Origin of the sequence: Borrelia recurrentis A1 (assembly GCF_000019705.1) — a bacterium.
GTDB lineage: Bacteria > Spirochaetota > Spirochaetia > Borreliales > Borreliaceae > Borrelia > Borrelia duttonii.
In genome coordinates this window covers 309,843-324,394 of the sequence record NC_011244.1, presented here as the reverse complement: position 1 = coordinate 324,394, position 14,552 = coordinate 309,843, and the positions used below count along the sequence as shown (strand labels likewise).

The window sequence follows — 14,552 nt, the reverse complement described above, 5'->3', positions numbered from 1 at the left end:
TGCAGTTTGAACAATTTTATTACTAAGTTTTTTGCATCAATAAGTAAAAAGATAAAAAAAGCCACTATGGTTCAAAAAGTGGCTTTTGGGGTTATTGCTTTATTTATAATTTTGTCGCTTGTTTTTTTGGTGAGTTTTTCTACTAGAAAACAAGGTATTGCTCTTTTTGGTATTTCGATTAAGGATCAGTACTTGTTAGATAAAATAGTGCAGAGATTGGATAGAGAGAATGCAAAGTATACTATTACTGCTGATGGAAGAATTTACTTAAGTGATGAAAATATGTCTAAGAGAATAAGAGCAATTCTTGTAAGAGAAGAGCTTATTCCTATGCATATGGATCCTTGGTCTCTTTTTGATATTGATAGATGGACTATTACTGATTTTGAGAGGAATATTAATCTTAGAAGGTCAATTACAAGAGCTGTTGAGCAACATATTGTTGCTCTTGATGATGTTGATGCTGTTAGTATTAATCTTGTTATGCCAGAAAAAGCTCTTTTTAAAGAATCACAAGAATCTGTGAGAGCGTCTGTTAGAATTACTCCTAAACCTGGTTCTGATATTGCAACTAATCGTCAAAAAGTAGAAGGTCTTGTTAAGTTAATTCAATATGCTGTTGAAGGTCTTGAAGCAGATAATATTGTTATTGTTGATAATAAAGGAACCATTTTAAATGATTTTTCTAATTTAGATGGTGTTGATAGAATTGATTTAGCTGAGAAGGAAAGAAAACTTAAATTAAAATATGAATCTATGCTTCGTGATGAGATTGATTTTGCTTTAAGTAAGGTTTTGTCTAGTGATAGATTTATGATTGCAAGGGTTAATGTTACATTAGATACTTCAAAGCAAACTACAGAATCTAAAGAGTATGCTCCTATTGAGCTTGAACCTCAAAATCCAAAAGTTTCTTATAATACAAGAAAAGTGAGTGATTCTACATTAATTTCTTCTCAAGTACATAAGAGAGAGTATGAAGGACAAGGTTATAGTCCATGGGGTCCTCCTGGACAGGAAGGTAATACTCCTCCTGAATACGGAGATATGAGCGATATTATTGGAAAATCAAATGAGTTTAAAGAAATAAAAAATGTTGCTCTTAATGAAAAAAAATCTTTAAGTGAAAAGGAACCTGCTAGAGTTTCTGGGATTTCGCTTGGAATTTTTATAGATGGTATTTGGGATTTTGTTTATGATGAGTCTGGAAATTTCGTTATGGAAAATGGGATGCGAAAAAGGGAGTATAAGCCTATTTCTGATGAGACTTTAAAAAGTATAACTGATGTTTTGCAGAGTTCTTTTGAGTATAAACCAGAAAGAGGTGATTCAATTACTGTTAGAAATATTATCTTTGATAGAGCAAGTGAATTTAGAAAAATAGATGAGGATTATTTTGCAGGTGAAAAATTTAAATTTCTTATTTTTGTTGTAAGTATAATAATTGCTTTATTGATATTAATATTTACAGTGTTTTTCATTATTTCTAGAGAACTTGAGAGAAGAAGACGTCTTAGAGAAGAAGAATTTGCAAGACAAGCACATTTAAGACGTCAACAGGCATTAATGGATGGTGATAATATTGGGATTGATAATGTTGTTGGTGGATTTAGAGAAGAGGATGAACTTCAAAGTAATGCTGAAATTTTAGCTAGAGAGAAACCCGAAGATGTTGCTAAGCTTATTAGGACATGGATTGTGAAGAATGTATAAAGGATAATAGTTTATATGGAAGATCAAAAAGAAAAAGAAATATTTGGTGTTTCTACTTTAACAGGAAAACAAAAGGCTGCTATTTTATTAGTTTCTGTAGGTTCTGATATTTCATCAAAAATATTTAAATATCTCTCTCAAGAAGAAATAGAGTCTTTAACTTTTGAAATAGCAAGACTTGATGTTGTGACTTCTGAGCTTAAAGATAGTGTTCTCTTGGAATTTAAAGAATTAATGATGGCCCAAGAATTTATTCAAAAGGGTGGTATAGATTATGCTAGAGAACTTCTTGAGAAATCACTTGGTACTCAAAAGGCAGTGGATATTATTAATAATTTAGGTTCTGCTTTGCAATCAAGACCTTTTGAGTTTGTTAGAAGAGCAGATCCTGCTAATATTTTAAACTTTATTCAACAAGAACATCCACAAACAATTGCTTTGATACTGTCATATCTTGATCCCCAAAAGGCTTCATTTATTCTTTCTAGTCTTCCTACTGAAATTCAAACTAATGTTGCCAGAAGAATAGCATTGATGGATAGAACTTCTCCTGAAGTTGTAAGAGAGGTTGAAAGAGTTCTTGAAAAAAAATTGGCTTCTTTGTCTTCAGAAGATTATACTTCAGCTGGTGGTGTTGATAATGTTGTTGAAATAATTAATATGGCTGATCGTAAAACAGAGAAATTTATTATTGAATCTCTTGAAGAAGAAGATCCTGAGCTTGCAGAAGAAATTAAGAAGAAAATGTTTGTATTTGAAGATATTGTGCTTCTTGATGACAGATCAATACAGCGTATTTTAAGGGAAATCGATGGTCAGGAATTGGCAAAAGCTTTAAAATCAGTTGATATTCCTGTACAAGAAAAAATTTTCAAGAATATGTCTAAGAGAGCCGCTGGAATGCTTAAAGAAGATATGGAATTTTTGGGTCCCACTAGACGTAAAGATGTTGAGGAAGCTCAACAAAAAATTGTCTCTCTTATTAGAAAATTAGAAGAGCAGGGTGAAATAGTAATTTCTAGAGGTGGTGAGGAAGATGTGCTTATCTAATAAAGGAGTTGTATTTGCCTAAGGTTTTATATAAATCAAAAGAAATTGTAAATGCAGTAAAGTTAGAGTTTGTTGAAATTGCAAATCCTCTCTTTAAATCATTAGAAGTTAAGAGAAAAGAAAATGAAATTTTTGATGTAGAGAGTCGTAGTGTTAAGCTTCGTAATGAGCTTGAAACTTTAATGAGTCAAAAGGCAAAACTACAAGAAGAACTTGAACATGAACATGAACTTATTAAGGCAGAAATTGATGCTGAATGTTCTAAAATTTTTGAGAAAGCTAGGGAGCAGGCTAATGAAATAGTGAGTTTGGCTAATGAGAAAGCTGAAAGTTTACAAAAAGAGGCTGAAGATAAAAAAGGAGCAATTGAGAGAGAATCTAATTTGGAAATTCAAAGGATAATTAAAGAACATGAAGAAAAATTAAAGAGAGAACTTGAAATTGAGACTGAAAAAGGGAGAAATGAAGGATATGATGATGGATTTCAAAAGGGACGTGAAGATTTTGATAAAATACTTGGGAAATTGAATGGTATTATATCTTCTTTGATTGCAAAAAGAAAGGAAATTCTTGAGTCCTCAGGTGAACACATAATGAATCTTGTAATGCAAATTGCAGTTAAAGTGGTTAAAAAAATCATAGATTCTCAAAAAGGTGTTGTTATAGAAAATGTAAATGAGGCTTTAAAAAAAATAAAAAGTAAAACTAGTATTATTATTCGTGTGAATCTCGATGATATAGATGTTGTAAGTCATCAAAAACATGAATTTATTTCTAAATTTGATTTTATAGAAAATCTTGAAATTGTTGAGGACGTTAATATAGGAAAGGGTGGATGTATTATTGAGACTGATTTTGGTGAGATAGATGCACGAATTTCATCTCAACTTGATAGGATAGAGGAGAGATTTAAAAATTTTTCTTCTATATTCTAGCTACTGAGGAATTTTGATGGATAATTTTTTTGAAGGTTATTCAAATATATTAGATGATATTCATACTATATCTTTTATTGGTAGGGTAAAAAAAATTAAAGGACTTTTGCTGGAAAGTTTAGGTCCAAAATGTGGTATTGGTGATTTATGTTTAATTGAGCAGAGTTGTGGAAAAAAAATATATGCGGAAGTTTTAGGTTTTAATGGATCTTGTGTGAGTCTTATGGCTTATGAAGGATTTGATGGGATTAAGGTTGGAGATAAAGTTTATTCCTTAAATAAGAAACCTCAAATTAATCTTAGTGATGAATTACTTGGAAGGGTGATTGATTCGCTTGGAAGGCCTATTGATAACAAAGGTCCGTTTTTTGGTAATAATTATAAAGAATTAAGTTTTAGTAGTATTAATCCCTTAGATAGAGGTGTTTTTACTGAGCAAATAGTTACTGGGGTTAGAGTTCTTGATGGATTTTTGCCAGTGGCACGGGGACAACGTGTGGGTATTTTTTCAGGTGCTGGTGTTGGCAAGTCTACTTTGCTTGGTATGATTGCTAAGAATTCAAAAGCAGATGTTAATGTCATTGCATTTATTGGGGAGAGAGGTCGTGAACTTAATGAATTTATTAAATATGAGCTTGGAAATGGATGTTTTAATAGAAGTGTTTTAATTGTGTCAACTTCTGATGAGTCTCCTATTTCAAGATATAAGGGGGCTTATACAGCAACATTAGTGGCTGAACATTTTAGAGATTGTGGAATGGATGTTATGTTATTGTTTGATTCAATTACAAGATTTGCAAATGCTAAAAGAGAAATTAGTCTTTCGATGGGAGAGCCCCCTGCTACTAAAGGATATCCTCCGTCTGTTTTTGTGGAAATTCCTATTTTGCTTGAGCGTTCAGGACTTAATGCAAAGGGTAGTATTACAGGATTTTATACTGTGCTTGTTGAGGGTGATGATTTTAGTGAACCTATATCTGATAATATGAAGGCTGTTTTGGATGGACACATTATTTTAGATAGAGATTTGTCTGATAAAGGAATTTATCCTTCGGTAAATATTTTAAATTCAACCTCAAGATCTCTTCATAGAATAGTCAATTTTGAGAAACAAAAATTGATATCTAAAATTAGGAATTTGTTATCAATTTATAAAAGCTATGAGGATTTAATTAAAACAGGGATTTATGTTAAGGGTTCTAATAAAGAAGTTGATTTAGCTATTGCAAAATATCCAAAAATTATTGATTTTTTATCCCAAGGGATGCAGGAAGAATGTGATTTTGAAAATTTGGATAATGAAATGAGAGAAATATTAGCTTGAATGATTTAATTTTAAAGAAAAAAAATTTTGAAAAAATATTAACCATTAGAACCTATAATAGAAAATTTAGTGAGAATGATTTGATGAATGTTAATAATAAGATTGTAAAAATAGAAGAATTTTTGGAAGGTATTATTAAAGGACTTTGTAAGTTAAATAGTGCAGACCTTTTTTTGAAAGGAAATTATTTGGATTATATTTCTTTAAAACAAAAAGAAGAGATAAAAAAGCTTGAGGAGTTTAAGAGAGAGTATAATAAATATTATGATATTTATTTAAAAAAGTATGCAGAAGAAAAAAAGGTTGACATATTAATAAAAACTTTAAATAATACTATAATTAAAGGTAAAATAAGAAGTGAGATTTTGTCTTTAGACGAGTATGTTAATTATAAGATTTGTAAGAAATTAGGAAAGAATAATGAATAATTATTTGTTATTTTTATTTAGATTTTTTTTGTGGTTATTTTTGGTTATTTTTTTCTTAGGACTTTCTTTTTTTTTAACAGATTTATTTGGTATATATCATACTAGAGACTATTTGCCCAAGTATATTAGAACTTTATTTTTTAAAGATGATGAGCAGTTACTTGATTATACACATATTAGTCTTGATGAGATTAGGATGATAAAAGAAAAAGAGGCCATTTATATTAAGAGTCAACAAGTTGAAAAATTGAGAGAAGAATTAAAGAAAAGGGAAGATAATTTAAATAAATTGGAAGCGGAACTTAATCAAAAACAAAAAGATTTGGATTTAAAACAAAAGTTAATTGATGATATTGTTAACAAGTATAGAGATGAGGATGCAAATTTTGCACAGGCTGCTTTATATTTGATTAATATGCCACCAGAAGATGCAGTTAAAAGAATTGAAGAACTTAATGATGAGATTGCTATATCTTATATGCGTAAAGTAGAAGATATAGCCAAAAAAGAAGGACGAGCATCTATTGTGCCTTATTGGTTGTCTCTTATGGATTCTAAGAAGGCTGCTGTATTGATTAGAAAAATGTCTGTTAGTGCATTGGAGTAATGTATGAGTAATTTAAGTAAAATTATTGATGTTAATTTATCAAAGTTAAATAAAAATTTTAATTTTATAAATGCTAGTTTATTAAGTCAAGATAAAAAGGGTGGTTTTGCAGATTTTATTTCTTCAGAAATTCAAAGTATGTCTAAATTAAGAATTTCATTGTTAGAGTTTTTAAAGAGTAATGGGCTTATAAATAAAAGTTCTAAAAATCTTTCTTTAAATCATTCTTTTGTGTTGGAAAAATTTAAAGATAAAGATTTTATGTCTGACTTTAAATCCTTGCTTAAAGAAACAGGAAGTTTATTTGATTTTGAAAGTTTGAAAAATTTAAGAGAAAATTTATCTTTTGATTCTGAATTTGTTGATAGAAGAGAAATGTTAAGTAATGTTGAGAAGGTCTTATCTGAACTTGCTACTTTAATTGGTGATTTAAATTTTGTTTTTAATGCTGATTGTTTCAATATTGGTACTGATTTTGAATGTGGAGATTTGGGTATTATAAAAAAGAATACAGAAAAAGAAAAAAATTTGATTAATATTGATGTTAAAAATTTTAAGAAGAATAGTGGTGTTAAGGAATTTTTGAATACAAATTCTAGATTTAGATTAGTTGATAATGATAATTCTGTTGGAAAATATGCTTTAAAGGAAACATTTGATAGTTCTAGCGAATTTATGGATAATCTATCTGGATCTAGTGTAAAAAATATAAAAGAATTTTTTTTAAGTCAAATTGATGATAATTTGATGTCAGAATGGAATTTGAAAGTTAATCGTAATATTGTGAATAAGGCTAAAATTGTGTTAAAATCAAATGATACAGGAGAGATTAGGTTGATTTTAAAACCTAAAAAACTTGGTAGTATAAGAATTAATTTAAATCTTGATTCTAATAATAATTTATTAGGAAAGATAATAGTTGATAATCATAATGTTAGGACTCTTTTTGAACAAAATATGTATTCACTCAATAAAATGTTAAGTGATAATGGTTTTAATAGTAGTTTAAATCTTTCTCTTGCAGGTAGTGATTTGGGATTTTCTTCTGGTAGTAATTTTAAGGATGATTTTGAGGGTCATCGACATTCTTTAAAGGAGAGTCAGGTTTTTAGAATTGAAGATTATGTTGAATTTTTTAGTGATTTAGAGGAAAATGTTAATTTAATTGTTTAAAATGGAGGACAGATGAATACAATTAGTAATATTGATAATTTAGTTAATATAGGGCAGTCTAAAAAAATAGTTAATGCTGGATTAAAAAGAGATAGGGATATTAAGGAAAGTAATTTGGGTAGAGATGATTTTTTGAAATTGCTTCTTACTCAGCTTAAATATCAAGATCCTACAGAGCCAATGAAAGATAAAGAATTTATTTCTCAAATGGCACAGTTTTCGGCACTTGAACAGATGACAAATATGAATAAATCTTTTGAAAATTTATCATCTATCCTTGGTGTAAATAAGGATTTGAATTTATTAGGGAAAATAGTTGAATTTGAAAATGTTGAAGGAAAAATTATTAAAGGTAAAGTTACAAGTGTAAAGGCAGGAGTAAATCCACAAATTATGATTGATGGAAAATATTATGTTTATAGTAATGTTTTATCAGTAGGATTGGAGGAGTAATTATATGATGAGATCTTTGTATTCTGGTGTTTCTGGGTTGCAGAATCATCAAACAAGAATGGATGTTGTTGGTAATAACATTTCAAATGTTAATACCGTTGGCTTTAAGAAAGGAAGAGTTAATTTTCAAGACATGATATCTCAAAGTATTTCTGGGGCATCTCGTCCTACTGATGGACGTGGAGGTGTTAATCCAAAACAAATTGGTCTTGGAATGACTGTTGCTACTGTTGATACTATTCATACTCAAGGTTCATTTCAAAGTACCCAGAAAGCTTCTGATTTAGGAATTAGTGGTAATGGGTTTTTTATATTAAGGGATGGTGATAATTCTTTTTATACAAGAGCAGGTGCATTTGATGTTGATTCTAATAGACATCTTGTAAATCCTGCAAATGGTATGAGAATTCAAGGTTGGATGGCAGAATCTGTTGGAGGAGAGCAAGTTTTCAATACATCTTCTGATATTAGAGATTTGATTATTCCTATTAGAGATAAAGAGGGTGCTAAAGCTACTGAGTACATTACTTTTGCTTGTAATCTTGATAAGAGATTGCCTATAGTTCAACAAGGTGCAAACGAAGTAGATATTGCTCGTGGTACTTGGGTTGTCAATAAAACCATTTATGATTCTTTTGGGAATACTAATGTTGTTGAACTTAGAGTTTTAAAGGATGCAACTGCTCCTAATACATGGAATGCTACAGTTTTAGTTAATGGAGAAGAAAATTCTAATTTTACAATGGGATTTGATAATGAGGGAGCATTGCTTTCTTTAAATGGTCAAGCAGGTCAACCAGGAGATTTACTTGAGTTTCCTATAACTTTTGGTGTTATTGATGCTAATGCTGGAGAAGGTGGTGAGCAGACCGTTAACCTTAGACTTGGAACTGTTGGTAGTTATGCTGATTCAATTACTCAATTTGCTGATGCAAGTACTACAAAAGCTATTGTTCAAAATGGGTATGGTATGGGATATATGGAAAATTATGAGATTGATCAAAATGGTGTTATTACAGGAGTTTATTCAAATGGCATTAGACGCACTATTGGAAAGATTGCTCTTGCTTCATTTGTTAATCCTGGGGGTCTTGCAAAAGCAGGTGATACCAATTTTACTGAAACTAGTAATTCAGGACAAGCTAGAATAGGTGAGACTGGATTTGCAGGACTTGGTACTATTAGGTCAGGAGTTTTAGAAATGGCTAATGTTGATCTTGCTGAACAATTTACAGATATGATAGTGACTCAGAGAGGTTTTCAAGCTAATGCTAAGACTATAACTACTTCAGATCAGTTATTGCAAGAGCTTGTAAGGCTTAAGAGTTGATTTTTTGTTTTAGTTTATGATTTATGTAACCAAACTTAATGGAGATAGTTATTATTTAAATCCTTCTCATATTGAGAGTATTGAAGCTAATCCTGATACTACAATTTTACTTATGAATAGTAAGAAATTGGTTGTCAAAGAGAGTGTGGCAGATGTGGTCAATAAAATCAAGATGTATAGGAGAGAAATTGCTTTGTTAGATAGAATTACACAAGAGAATAAGGGAGTTGAATTATGAATTTGGCTAGTATAATTGGATGGGGAGTTGGATTTGGTGCTATTTTAATATCTATGGCATTTACTCCTACAGGATTAGGAGTTTTTTGGGATTTAAGTTCTGTGTTTATTACTATTGTTGGTTCTTTTTCTGCGCTTGTGGCTTCTTCAGAAATTACTATTGTTAAGAGAATACCTACATATTTAGGATTTTTCTTTAAAAGAAGTTCTTTTAGTAAAATTCCTATTATAAAAACTTTAGTAGAACTTTCAGAAAAAGCTAGGAAAGAAGGACTTTTATCTCTTGATGATGAACTTGATCAAATTGATGATATTTTTTTTAAATCTGGAATGAGACTTGTTGTTGATGGTACTGATCCAGAGATAATTAGAACTATGCTTTTTCTTGAACTTGAACAGATGCAAGAGCGACATAAGGTTGGTGCAGATCTTTTTGGAACTTGGGCAAAACTTGCTCCTGCTTTTGGAATGATAGGTACTCTTATTGGACTTATTGCTCTTCTTGGAAATTTAGAAGACAGATCAGCACTCGGTTCTTCTATGGCTGTTGCTCTTGTTACAACTCTTTATGGTACAATAATGTCAAATTTAATGCTGACTCCTATTCAACTTAAATTAGAGTCTATCGATCTTGAGGAAGCATCAGTTAGAGCAATGATAGTTGAAGGTATTTTATCAATTCAAGCAGGTGACAATCCTAGAATTTTAGAGCAAAAACTTGTAACGTTTTTAACTCCTAAAGATAGAAATCAACTTGGTAGTGGTGTTCTTGGAGGTGAATAATGATATTTAAAACTAAAAAGAAACGTTCAAAGTGTGAAGATGGTGGTGCTCCTGAATATATGGTGACTTATGGAGATATGGTGACTTTGTTGCTTGTCTTTTTTGTTACTATGTTTTCATTAAATGATGTTATTATGAAAGAAAATGTTTTAAAAATAATGTCAGCTTCTTTTACGGGTTCTGGATTTTTTAAGGGAGGTAAGACTTTGGATATTGATAAGCTTTCTTATTTGAGTAATAGCTTTATGTCTTTGCCTTCTACTGCTAAAAACAAACAAGCTTCTCAGGCTTCTAAAAACAAATCTATTATCGAGTTTGTTGAAAAAATTCAGTCGAATAAGGTTATTGTAAGACGACATGAGCGAGGTGTTGTTGTATCTCTTTTAGCAGATGCTTTTTTTGATTCAGCTAGTGCTGAGGTGAAACTTGATGATAATAGAGATGTTATACAAAAGATAGCTTCTTTTATTGGGTTTTTAGATAATCAAGGATATAATTTTAAAATTGAAGGACATACAGATAATGTCGATGTTAATATAAATGGAATTTGGAAAAGTAATTGGGAACTCTCATCAGCAAGAGCAGTAAACATGTTAGAGCAGATTTTAAACTATACTGATCATTCTAAAATAGAAAGTATTGAGAGTAAATTTGAGGTATCTGGATTTGCAGGTAGTAGGCCCGTTGCTACTGATGATACTCCTGAAGGTAGAGCTTATAATAGAAGAATAGATATTTTGATTACTAGTGATGCTTCTTTAAGTTTTGCTAAAGGTATTAAGCAATAATAATATTTTTTAGTAATGAAATAAGAAATTTATAGGAGGTAATATGCCTGAAAAAGATGATGATAGTATGGATGTAGTAGGAGGTTCTGATAGTAAAAAAATAGGACTACTACCTGATGTGATAATAAGGATTTTGCAAATATTAGCAATAGGACTATTTACTGTTGTTATCATGATAATAGTTTCTTATTTTGTTTCTAAGATGGTAGTAAGTCAAAGTGGCGCACCTAATAATTTTCCAATCTTTTCTAATGAATATTTAGAAAAGCTTCCTATGCTTATATGGTATGAAAGTATAGACGAAATTAGAGGGACTACCCAAGATACTCCTCCGAAAACTTTTGTAATAAAACTTGCACTAGGTTATGCTGAGAATAATGTTAATATTTTAAGTGAACTTGGGCGACAAAAGGTGCGATTAAAAGATATTATAAGGGAATATTTTAGTCAAAGAACAGGCCAAGAGATAAAAAATGAAAGTCAGATTAAAGCAGAAATTAAGGCCAGAATTAATAGTATTCTTAGAAATGGTGAAATAAAAGAGATAGCATTGACGCAAATTGATATTTTTGATATGTGATTTTTAAAAGGAATTTTAAATGGCAGGTAATCCGGGAGCATTATCACAAGATGATATAGATAGTCTTTTAGAATCTATTAATTCGTCTGATAATTTATCATCAGATGATTCACTTTCTAATATTATATCTAGCCCTATGGGCAAGAAACAGAAAGTTAAAGTGTATGATTTTAAAAGACCAGATAAATTTTCAAAAGAACAAGTAAGAACAGTATCAAGCTTTCATGAAGCATTTGCAAGATATACTACAACTTCACTTTCAGCTCTTTTGAGAAAAATGGTTCATGTACATGTAGCTTCAGTTGATCAGTTGACTTATGAAGAATTTATTCGATCTATTCCAAATCCTACTACCTTAGCAATAATTAATATGGATCCTCTTAAAGGTTCTGCTATATTTGAAGTTGATCCAACTATTGCATTTGCAATAGTTGATAGGCTTTTTGGTGGTGATGGTGACACCATTAAAGATAAGAGTAGAGATTTAACAGAAATAGAACAGTCTGTAATGGAAAGTGTTATTATTCGTATTCTTGCTAATATGAGAGAGGCTTGGTCTCAAGTAGTTGATTTAAGGCCTAGGTTTGGGCACATAGAAGTGAATCCTCAATTTGCGCAGATAGTTCCTCCAACAGAAATGGTTATTTTGGTTACACTTGAAGTTAAGATAGGTAAAGTTGAAGGACTTATGAATTTTTGTTTGCCTTATATTACAATAGAACCTATTGTATCTAAACTGTCAACAAGATATTGGCATTCTTTAATTGGTGTGGGAACTACCAGTGAGAATCTTGATGTACTTAGAGAAAAACTTGAATATACAAATATGCCTTTGGTGGCTGAGATAGGAGAAGTGAAATTAAAGGTAAGAGAAATCTTATCTTTAGAGAAAGGGGATGTTATTAATCTTGAAAATTCTTCAATAGATCAAGATTTGATTTTGAAAGTAGGAACTAAAGAAAAATTTAAATGTCGAATGGGACTTGTTGGGAATAAAATTTCAGTTCAAATTACAAGAAAAGTTGGTGAGGTAGAGGATTTTGATTTATTGAAAGAACTTACAGAAGAAGTTGAATAACTTAAAGAGTTTTGATGTTTTAATGAATTTAATAGAGAGGTAAATAATGGATGTAGATGATAAGAATGATTTTAGTGAGGAAAAACCTGAGATAAAGGGTGTTAAACTTCCTGATTTGATTGATAGTTTGCCTGAAGGTGTTGATCCTAGCAATTTTGGTCTTTTAATGGATGTTTCTATGCAAGTTACAGTAGAACTTGGTAGGACTGAACGTAAAATAAAAGATATACTTGCTATGTCTGAAGGAACGATCATTACACTTGATAAACTTGCTGGTGAACCTGTAGATATTTTGGTAAATGGAAAAATAGTGGCTAAAGGAGAGGTTGTTGTAATTGATGAGAATTTTGGTGTTAGAATTACCGAAATAATTAAAATTAAAAATGAATAGGTTAATTTTATTTTTCACTTTTATTGTATTTTTTGCAGAAAATTTATTTGCGCAGGATAATGAGAGTGATTTAAATGTTACTTCTAAATTAGAAAATGAAGTTAATTTGCCAATATTTGATGATAATAAGGTTGTTTTAGATAATCAAGACATACAAAGCATATCTCTTTTTAATGTTACAGATTTGTTTACTTTGGTTTTGTTTTTTCTTTTTTTTGTTATTTTTATTTTTTTATTTAAGAAAATGATTTTAAGCTATAAAAAAAATAAAAATAATGATATGTCGAGTTTAATAAGAGAACTTGCTTTTTATGAAATAGATAATAAAAATTCTATAAGGATTGTTAATGTATTAGGCAATGTTTATGTATTTTTAGTATCAAATAGTTCTTCTATTGTACTAAAGGAGATAACAACAAGTGAAGAGTTGGAGAATTTAGAATTTCAACTTAATAAAATTAAGAGCCGTGGTAATATAAATTCATTTAAGTCAATTTTTAATAAAATATTACGCAATAATAAGAAAGATAAATCATTTATTAATGATCATGATGAATATGCGGAGTTGGAAAATGATATTGAGACTTCTTTGAAAAGTAAACAGGATAGATTAAAAAAGTTTTAGAGGTAAAATTTGAATAAAAAATTAAGTTTTTTGTTGTTATTTGGAGTTGTAAATTTTGCATTTGCTCAAACCAAGTCTTTGCAACCTACTACTGGATTGAATTTTCCATTTGTTGATTTTTTAAATTCTTTTGGTGGTGGCATAGTTTTTCCTCTGCAACTTTTATTAATATTAAGCATCATAACGCTTTCTCCAGCTTTTTTGGTTTTGATGACTTCCTTTTTAAGGATAGCAATAGTATTGGATTTTATTAGAAGAGCATTATCACTTCAGCAATCACCACCTAATCAGGTAATAATGGGATTAGCTTTATTTTTAACTCTTTTTACTATGTGGCCAACTTTTAACATAATATATAAAGATGCATATTTACCTTTGAGAGATTCTAAAATAAATTTTAATGAATTTTATGATAGAGGGATTGCTCCACTTAGAAATTTTATGTATAAACAGATGTCTAATAGTAGGCATGAGGAGATTAGATTGTTTATGAGTATTAGTGATTATGCAAAGCCTAAAAATTTTAGTGAAGTTCCAACACATGTTCTTATTGCATCTTTTATTTTACATGAACTCAAAGTTGCTTTTAAAATGGGTATTTTGATCTTTTTACCATTTATAATAATAGATATTATTGTAGCTGCAGTTTTAATGGCAATGGGTATGATAATGTTGCCACCTGTAATAATATCATTACCATTTAAGCTTATACTTTTTGTTATGGTGGATGGTTGGACTTTGATTACTAGTGGACTTATAAAAAGTTTTATGTGAGGTCATAAGTGACAACTGGACAAATTATTTATTTGATTAAAATATCTATTGAAAATATTATTATTCTCTCAGCGCCAATATTAATTACAGCGCTTATAGTTGGTCTTTTAGTTTCAATTTTTCAGGCTGTTACTTCGATTCAAGATCAAACACTTAGTTTTATTCCCAAAATTATTATAATACTCTTAGTTCTTGTGATATTTGGACCTTGGATTTTAAAGAAGATTATGCAATTTACGTTTTTAGTTTTTAATCAGATACAAAATATGTAAATGTCTGGATT

Annotated in this window: 18 protein-coding genes; all 18 read left to right on the top strand. The window is 29.9% G+C overall.

The window, feature by feature from the left end:
* The first annotated feature begins 6 nt into the window (after positions 1-6).
* The 18 genes from fliF to fliQ are packed head-to-tail and all read left to right on the top strand — an operon-like array spanning position 7 to position 14,541.
* On the top strand, positions 7-1,713 hold the full coding sequence (gene fliF / locus BRE_RS01515) for a flagellar basal-body MS-ring/collar protein FliF (RefSeq protein ID WP_012538800.1): 1,707 nt from the start codon (positions 7-9) through the stop codon (positions 1,711-1,713).
* A 15-nt stretch (positions 1,714-1,728) separates the two neighbouring features.
* Positions 1,729-2,763 carry a flagellar motor switch protein FliG gene (gene fliG / locus BRE_RS01510; protein WP_012538056.1) on the top strand — a complete coding sequence of 345 codons (1,035 nt, stop codon included), beginning with the start codon at positions 1,729-1,731 and terminating at the stop codon, positions 2,761-2,763.
* Positions 2,764-2,777: 14 nt separating this feature from the next.
* Positions 2,778-3,698, top strand: a complete 921-nt coding sequence (fliH, locus tag BRE_RS01505) for a flagellar assembly protein FliH (RefSeq protein ID WP_041178107.1) — start codon at positions 2,778-2,780, stop codon at positions 3,696-3,698.
* A 16-nt stretch (positions 3,699-3,714) separates the two neighbouring features.
* Positions 3,715-5,022 carry a FliI/YscN family ATPase gene (locus tag BRE_RS01500; protein ID WP_041178106.1) on the top strand — a complete coding sequence of 436 codons (1,308 nt, stop codon included), beginning with the start codon at positions 3,715-3,717 and terminating at the stop codon, positions 5,020-5,022.
* The gene (locus tag BRE_RS01495; protein WP_012538797.1) at positions 5,019-5,450 is read left to right on the top strand and encodes a hypothetical protein; all 432 of its coding nucleotides are present in this window, start codon (positions 5,019-5,021) and stop codon (positions 5,448-5,450) included. The genes BRE_RS01500 and BRE_RS01495 overlap by 4 nt, the downstream gene beginning before the upstream one ends.
* Positions 5,443-6,057 carry a periplasmic-type flagellar collar protein FlbB gene (locus BRE_RS01490; RefSeq protein ID WP_012538052.1) on the top strand — a complete coding sequence of 205 codons (615 nt, stop codon included), beginning with the start codon at positions 5,443-5,445 and terminating at the stop codon, positions 6,055-6,057. The genes BRE_RS01495 and BRE_RS01490 overlap by 8 nt, the downstream gene beginning before the upstream one ends.
* Before the next feature lie 3 nt (positions 6,058-6,060).
* The gene (locus BRE_RS01485; protein ID WP_012538796.1) at positions 6,061-7,230 is read left to right on the top strand and encodes a flagellar hook-length control protein FliK; all 1,170 of its coding nucleotides are present in this window, start codon (positions 6,061-6,063) and stop codon (positions 7,228-7,230) included.
* Between the two features lie 12 nt (positions 7,231-7,242).
* A complete protein-coding gene (gene flgD, locus BRE_RS01480) occupies positions 7,243-7,683 on the top strand; it encodes a flagellar hook assembly protein FlgD (protein ID WP_012538795.1) in 441 nt (146 codons plus the stop codon).
* Between the two features lie 4 nt (positions 7,684-7,687).
* Positions 7,688-9,013 carry a flagellar hook protein FlgE gene (gene flgE / locus BRE_RS01475; RefSeq protein ID WP_012538794.1) on the top strand — a complete coding sequence of 442 codons (1,326 nt, stop codon included), beginning with the start codon at positions 7,688-7,690 and terminating at the stop codon, positions 9,011-9,013.
* Positions 9,014-9,029: 16 nt separating this feature from the next.
* Positions 9,030-9,251, top strand: a complete 222-nt coding sequence (locus BRE_RS01470; protein WP_012538793.1) for a flagellar FlbD family protein — start codon at positions 9,030-9,032, stop codon at positions 9,249-9,251.
* A complete protein-coding gene (locus BRE_RS01465) occupies positions 9,248-10,033 on the top strand; it encodes a motility protein A (RefSeq protein ID WP_012538047.1) in 786 nt (261 codons plus the stop codon). The genes BRE_RS01470 and BRE_RS01465 overlap by 4 nt, the downstream gene beginning before the upstream one ends.
* Positions 10,033-10,821 (top strand): flagellar motor protein MotB, encoded by a 789-nt coding sequence (gene motB, locus BRE_RS01460; RefSeq protein WP_012538792.1) that lies wholly within the window; start codon positions 10,033-10,035, stop codon positions 10,819-10,821. The genes BRE_RS01465 and motB overlap by 1 nt, the downstream gene beginning before the upstream one ends.
* A gap of 43 nt (positions 10,822-10,864) precedes the next feature.
* Complete coding sequence (gene fliL / locus BRE_RS01455; protein WP_012538791.1) at positions 10,865-11,401, top strand: flagellar basal body-associated protein FliL; 537 nt, start codon at positions 10,865-10,867, stop codon at positions 11,399-11,401.
* Between the two features lie 19 nt (positions 11,402-11,420).
* The gene (fliM, locus tag BRE_RS01450) at positions 11,421-12,479 is read left to right on the top strand and encodes a flagellar motor switch protein FliM (protein WP_012538044.1); all 1,059 of its coding nucleotides are present in this window, start codon (positions 11,421-11,423) and stop codon (positions 12,477-12,479) included.
* Between the two features lie 46 nt (positions 12,480-12,525).
* Complete coding sequence (gene fliN, locus BRE_RS01445; RefSeq protein WP_012538043.1) at positions 12,526-12,870, top strand: flagellar motor switch protein FliN; 345 nt, start codon at positions 12,526-12,528, stop codon at positions 12,868-12,870.
* Positions 12,863-13,495, top strand: coding sequence for a flagella biosynthesis regulatory protein FliZ (locus BRE_RS01440; RefSeq protein WP_012538042.1), 633 nt, complete (start codon positions 12,863-12,865; stop codon positions 13,493-13,495). Before fliN ends, BRE_RS01440 begins: the two co-directional genes overlap by 8 nt.
* Before the next feature lie 9 nt (positions 13,496-13,504).
* Positions 13,505-14,269 (top strand): flagellar type III secretion system pore protein FliP, encoded by a 765-nt coding sequence (fliP, locus tag BRE_RS01435; RefSeq protein WP_012538041.1) that lies wholly within the window; start codon positions 13,505-13,507, stop codon positions 14,267-14,269.
* 8 nt (positions 14,270-14,277) lie between these two features.
* The gene (fliQ, locus tag BRE_RS01430) at positions 14,278-14,541 is read left to right on the top strand and encodes a flagellar biosynthesis protein FliQ (RefSeq protein WP_012538790.1); all 264 of its coding nucleotides are present in this window, start codon (positions 14,278-14,280) and stop codon (positions 14,539-14,541) included.
* Positions 14,542-14,552 lie beyond the last annotated feature (11 nt).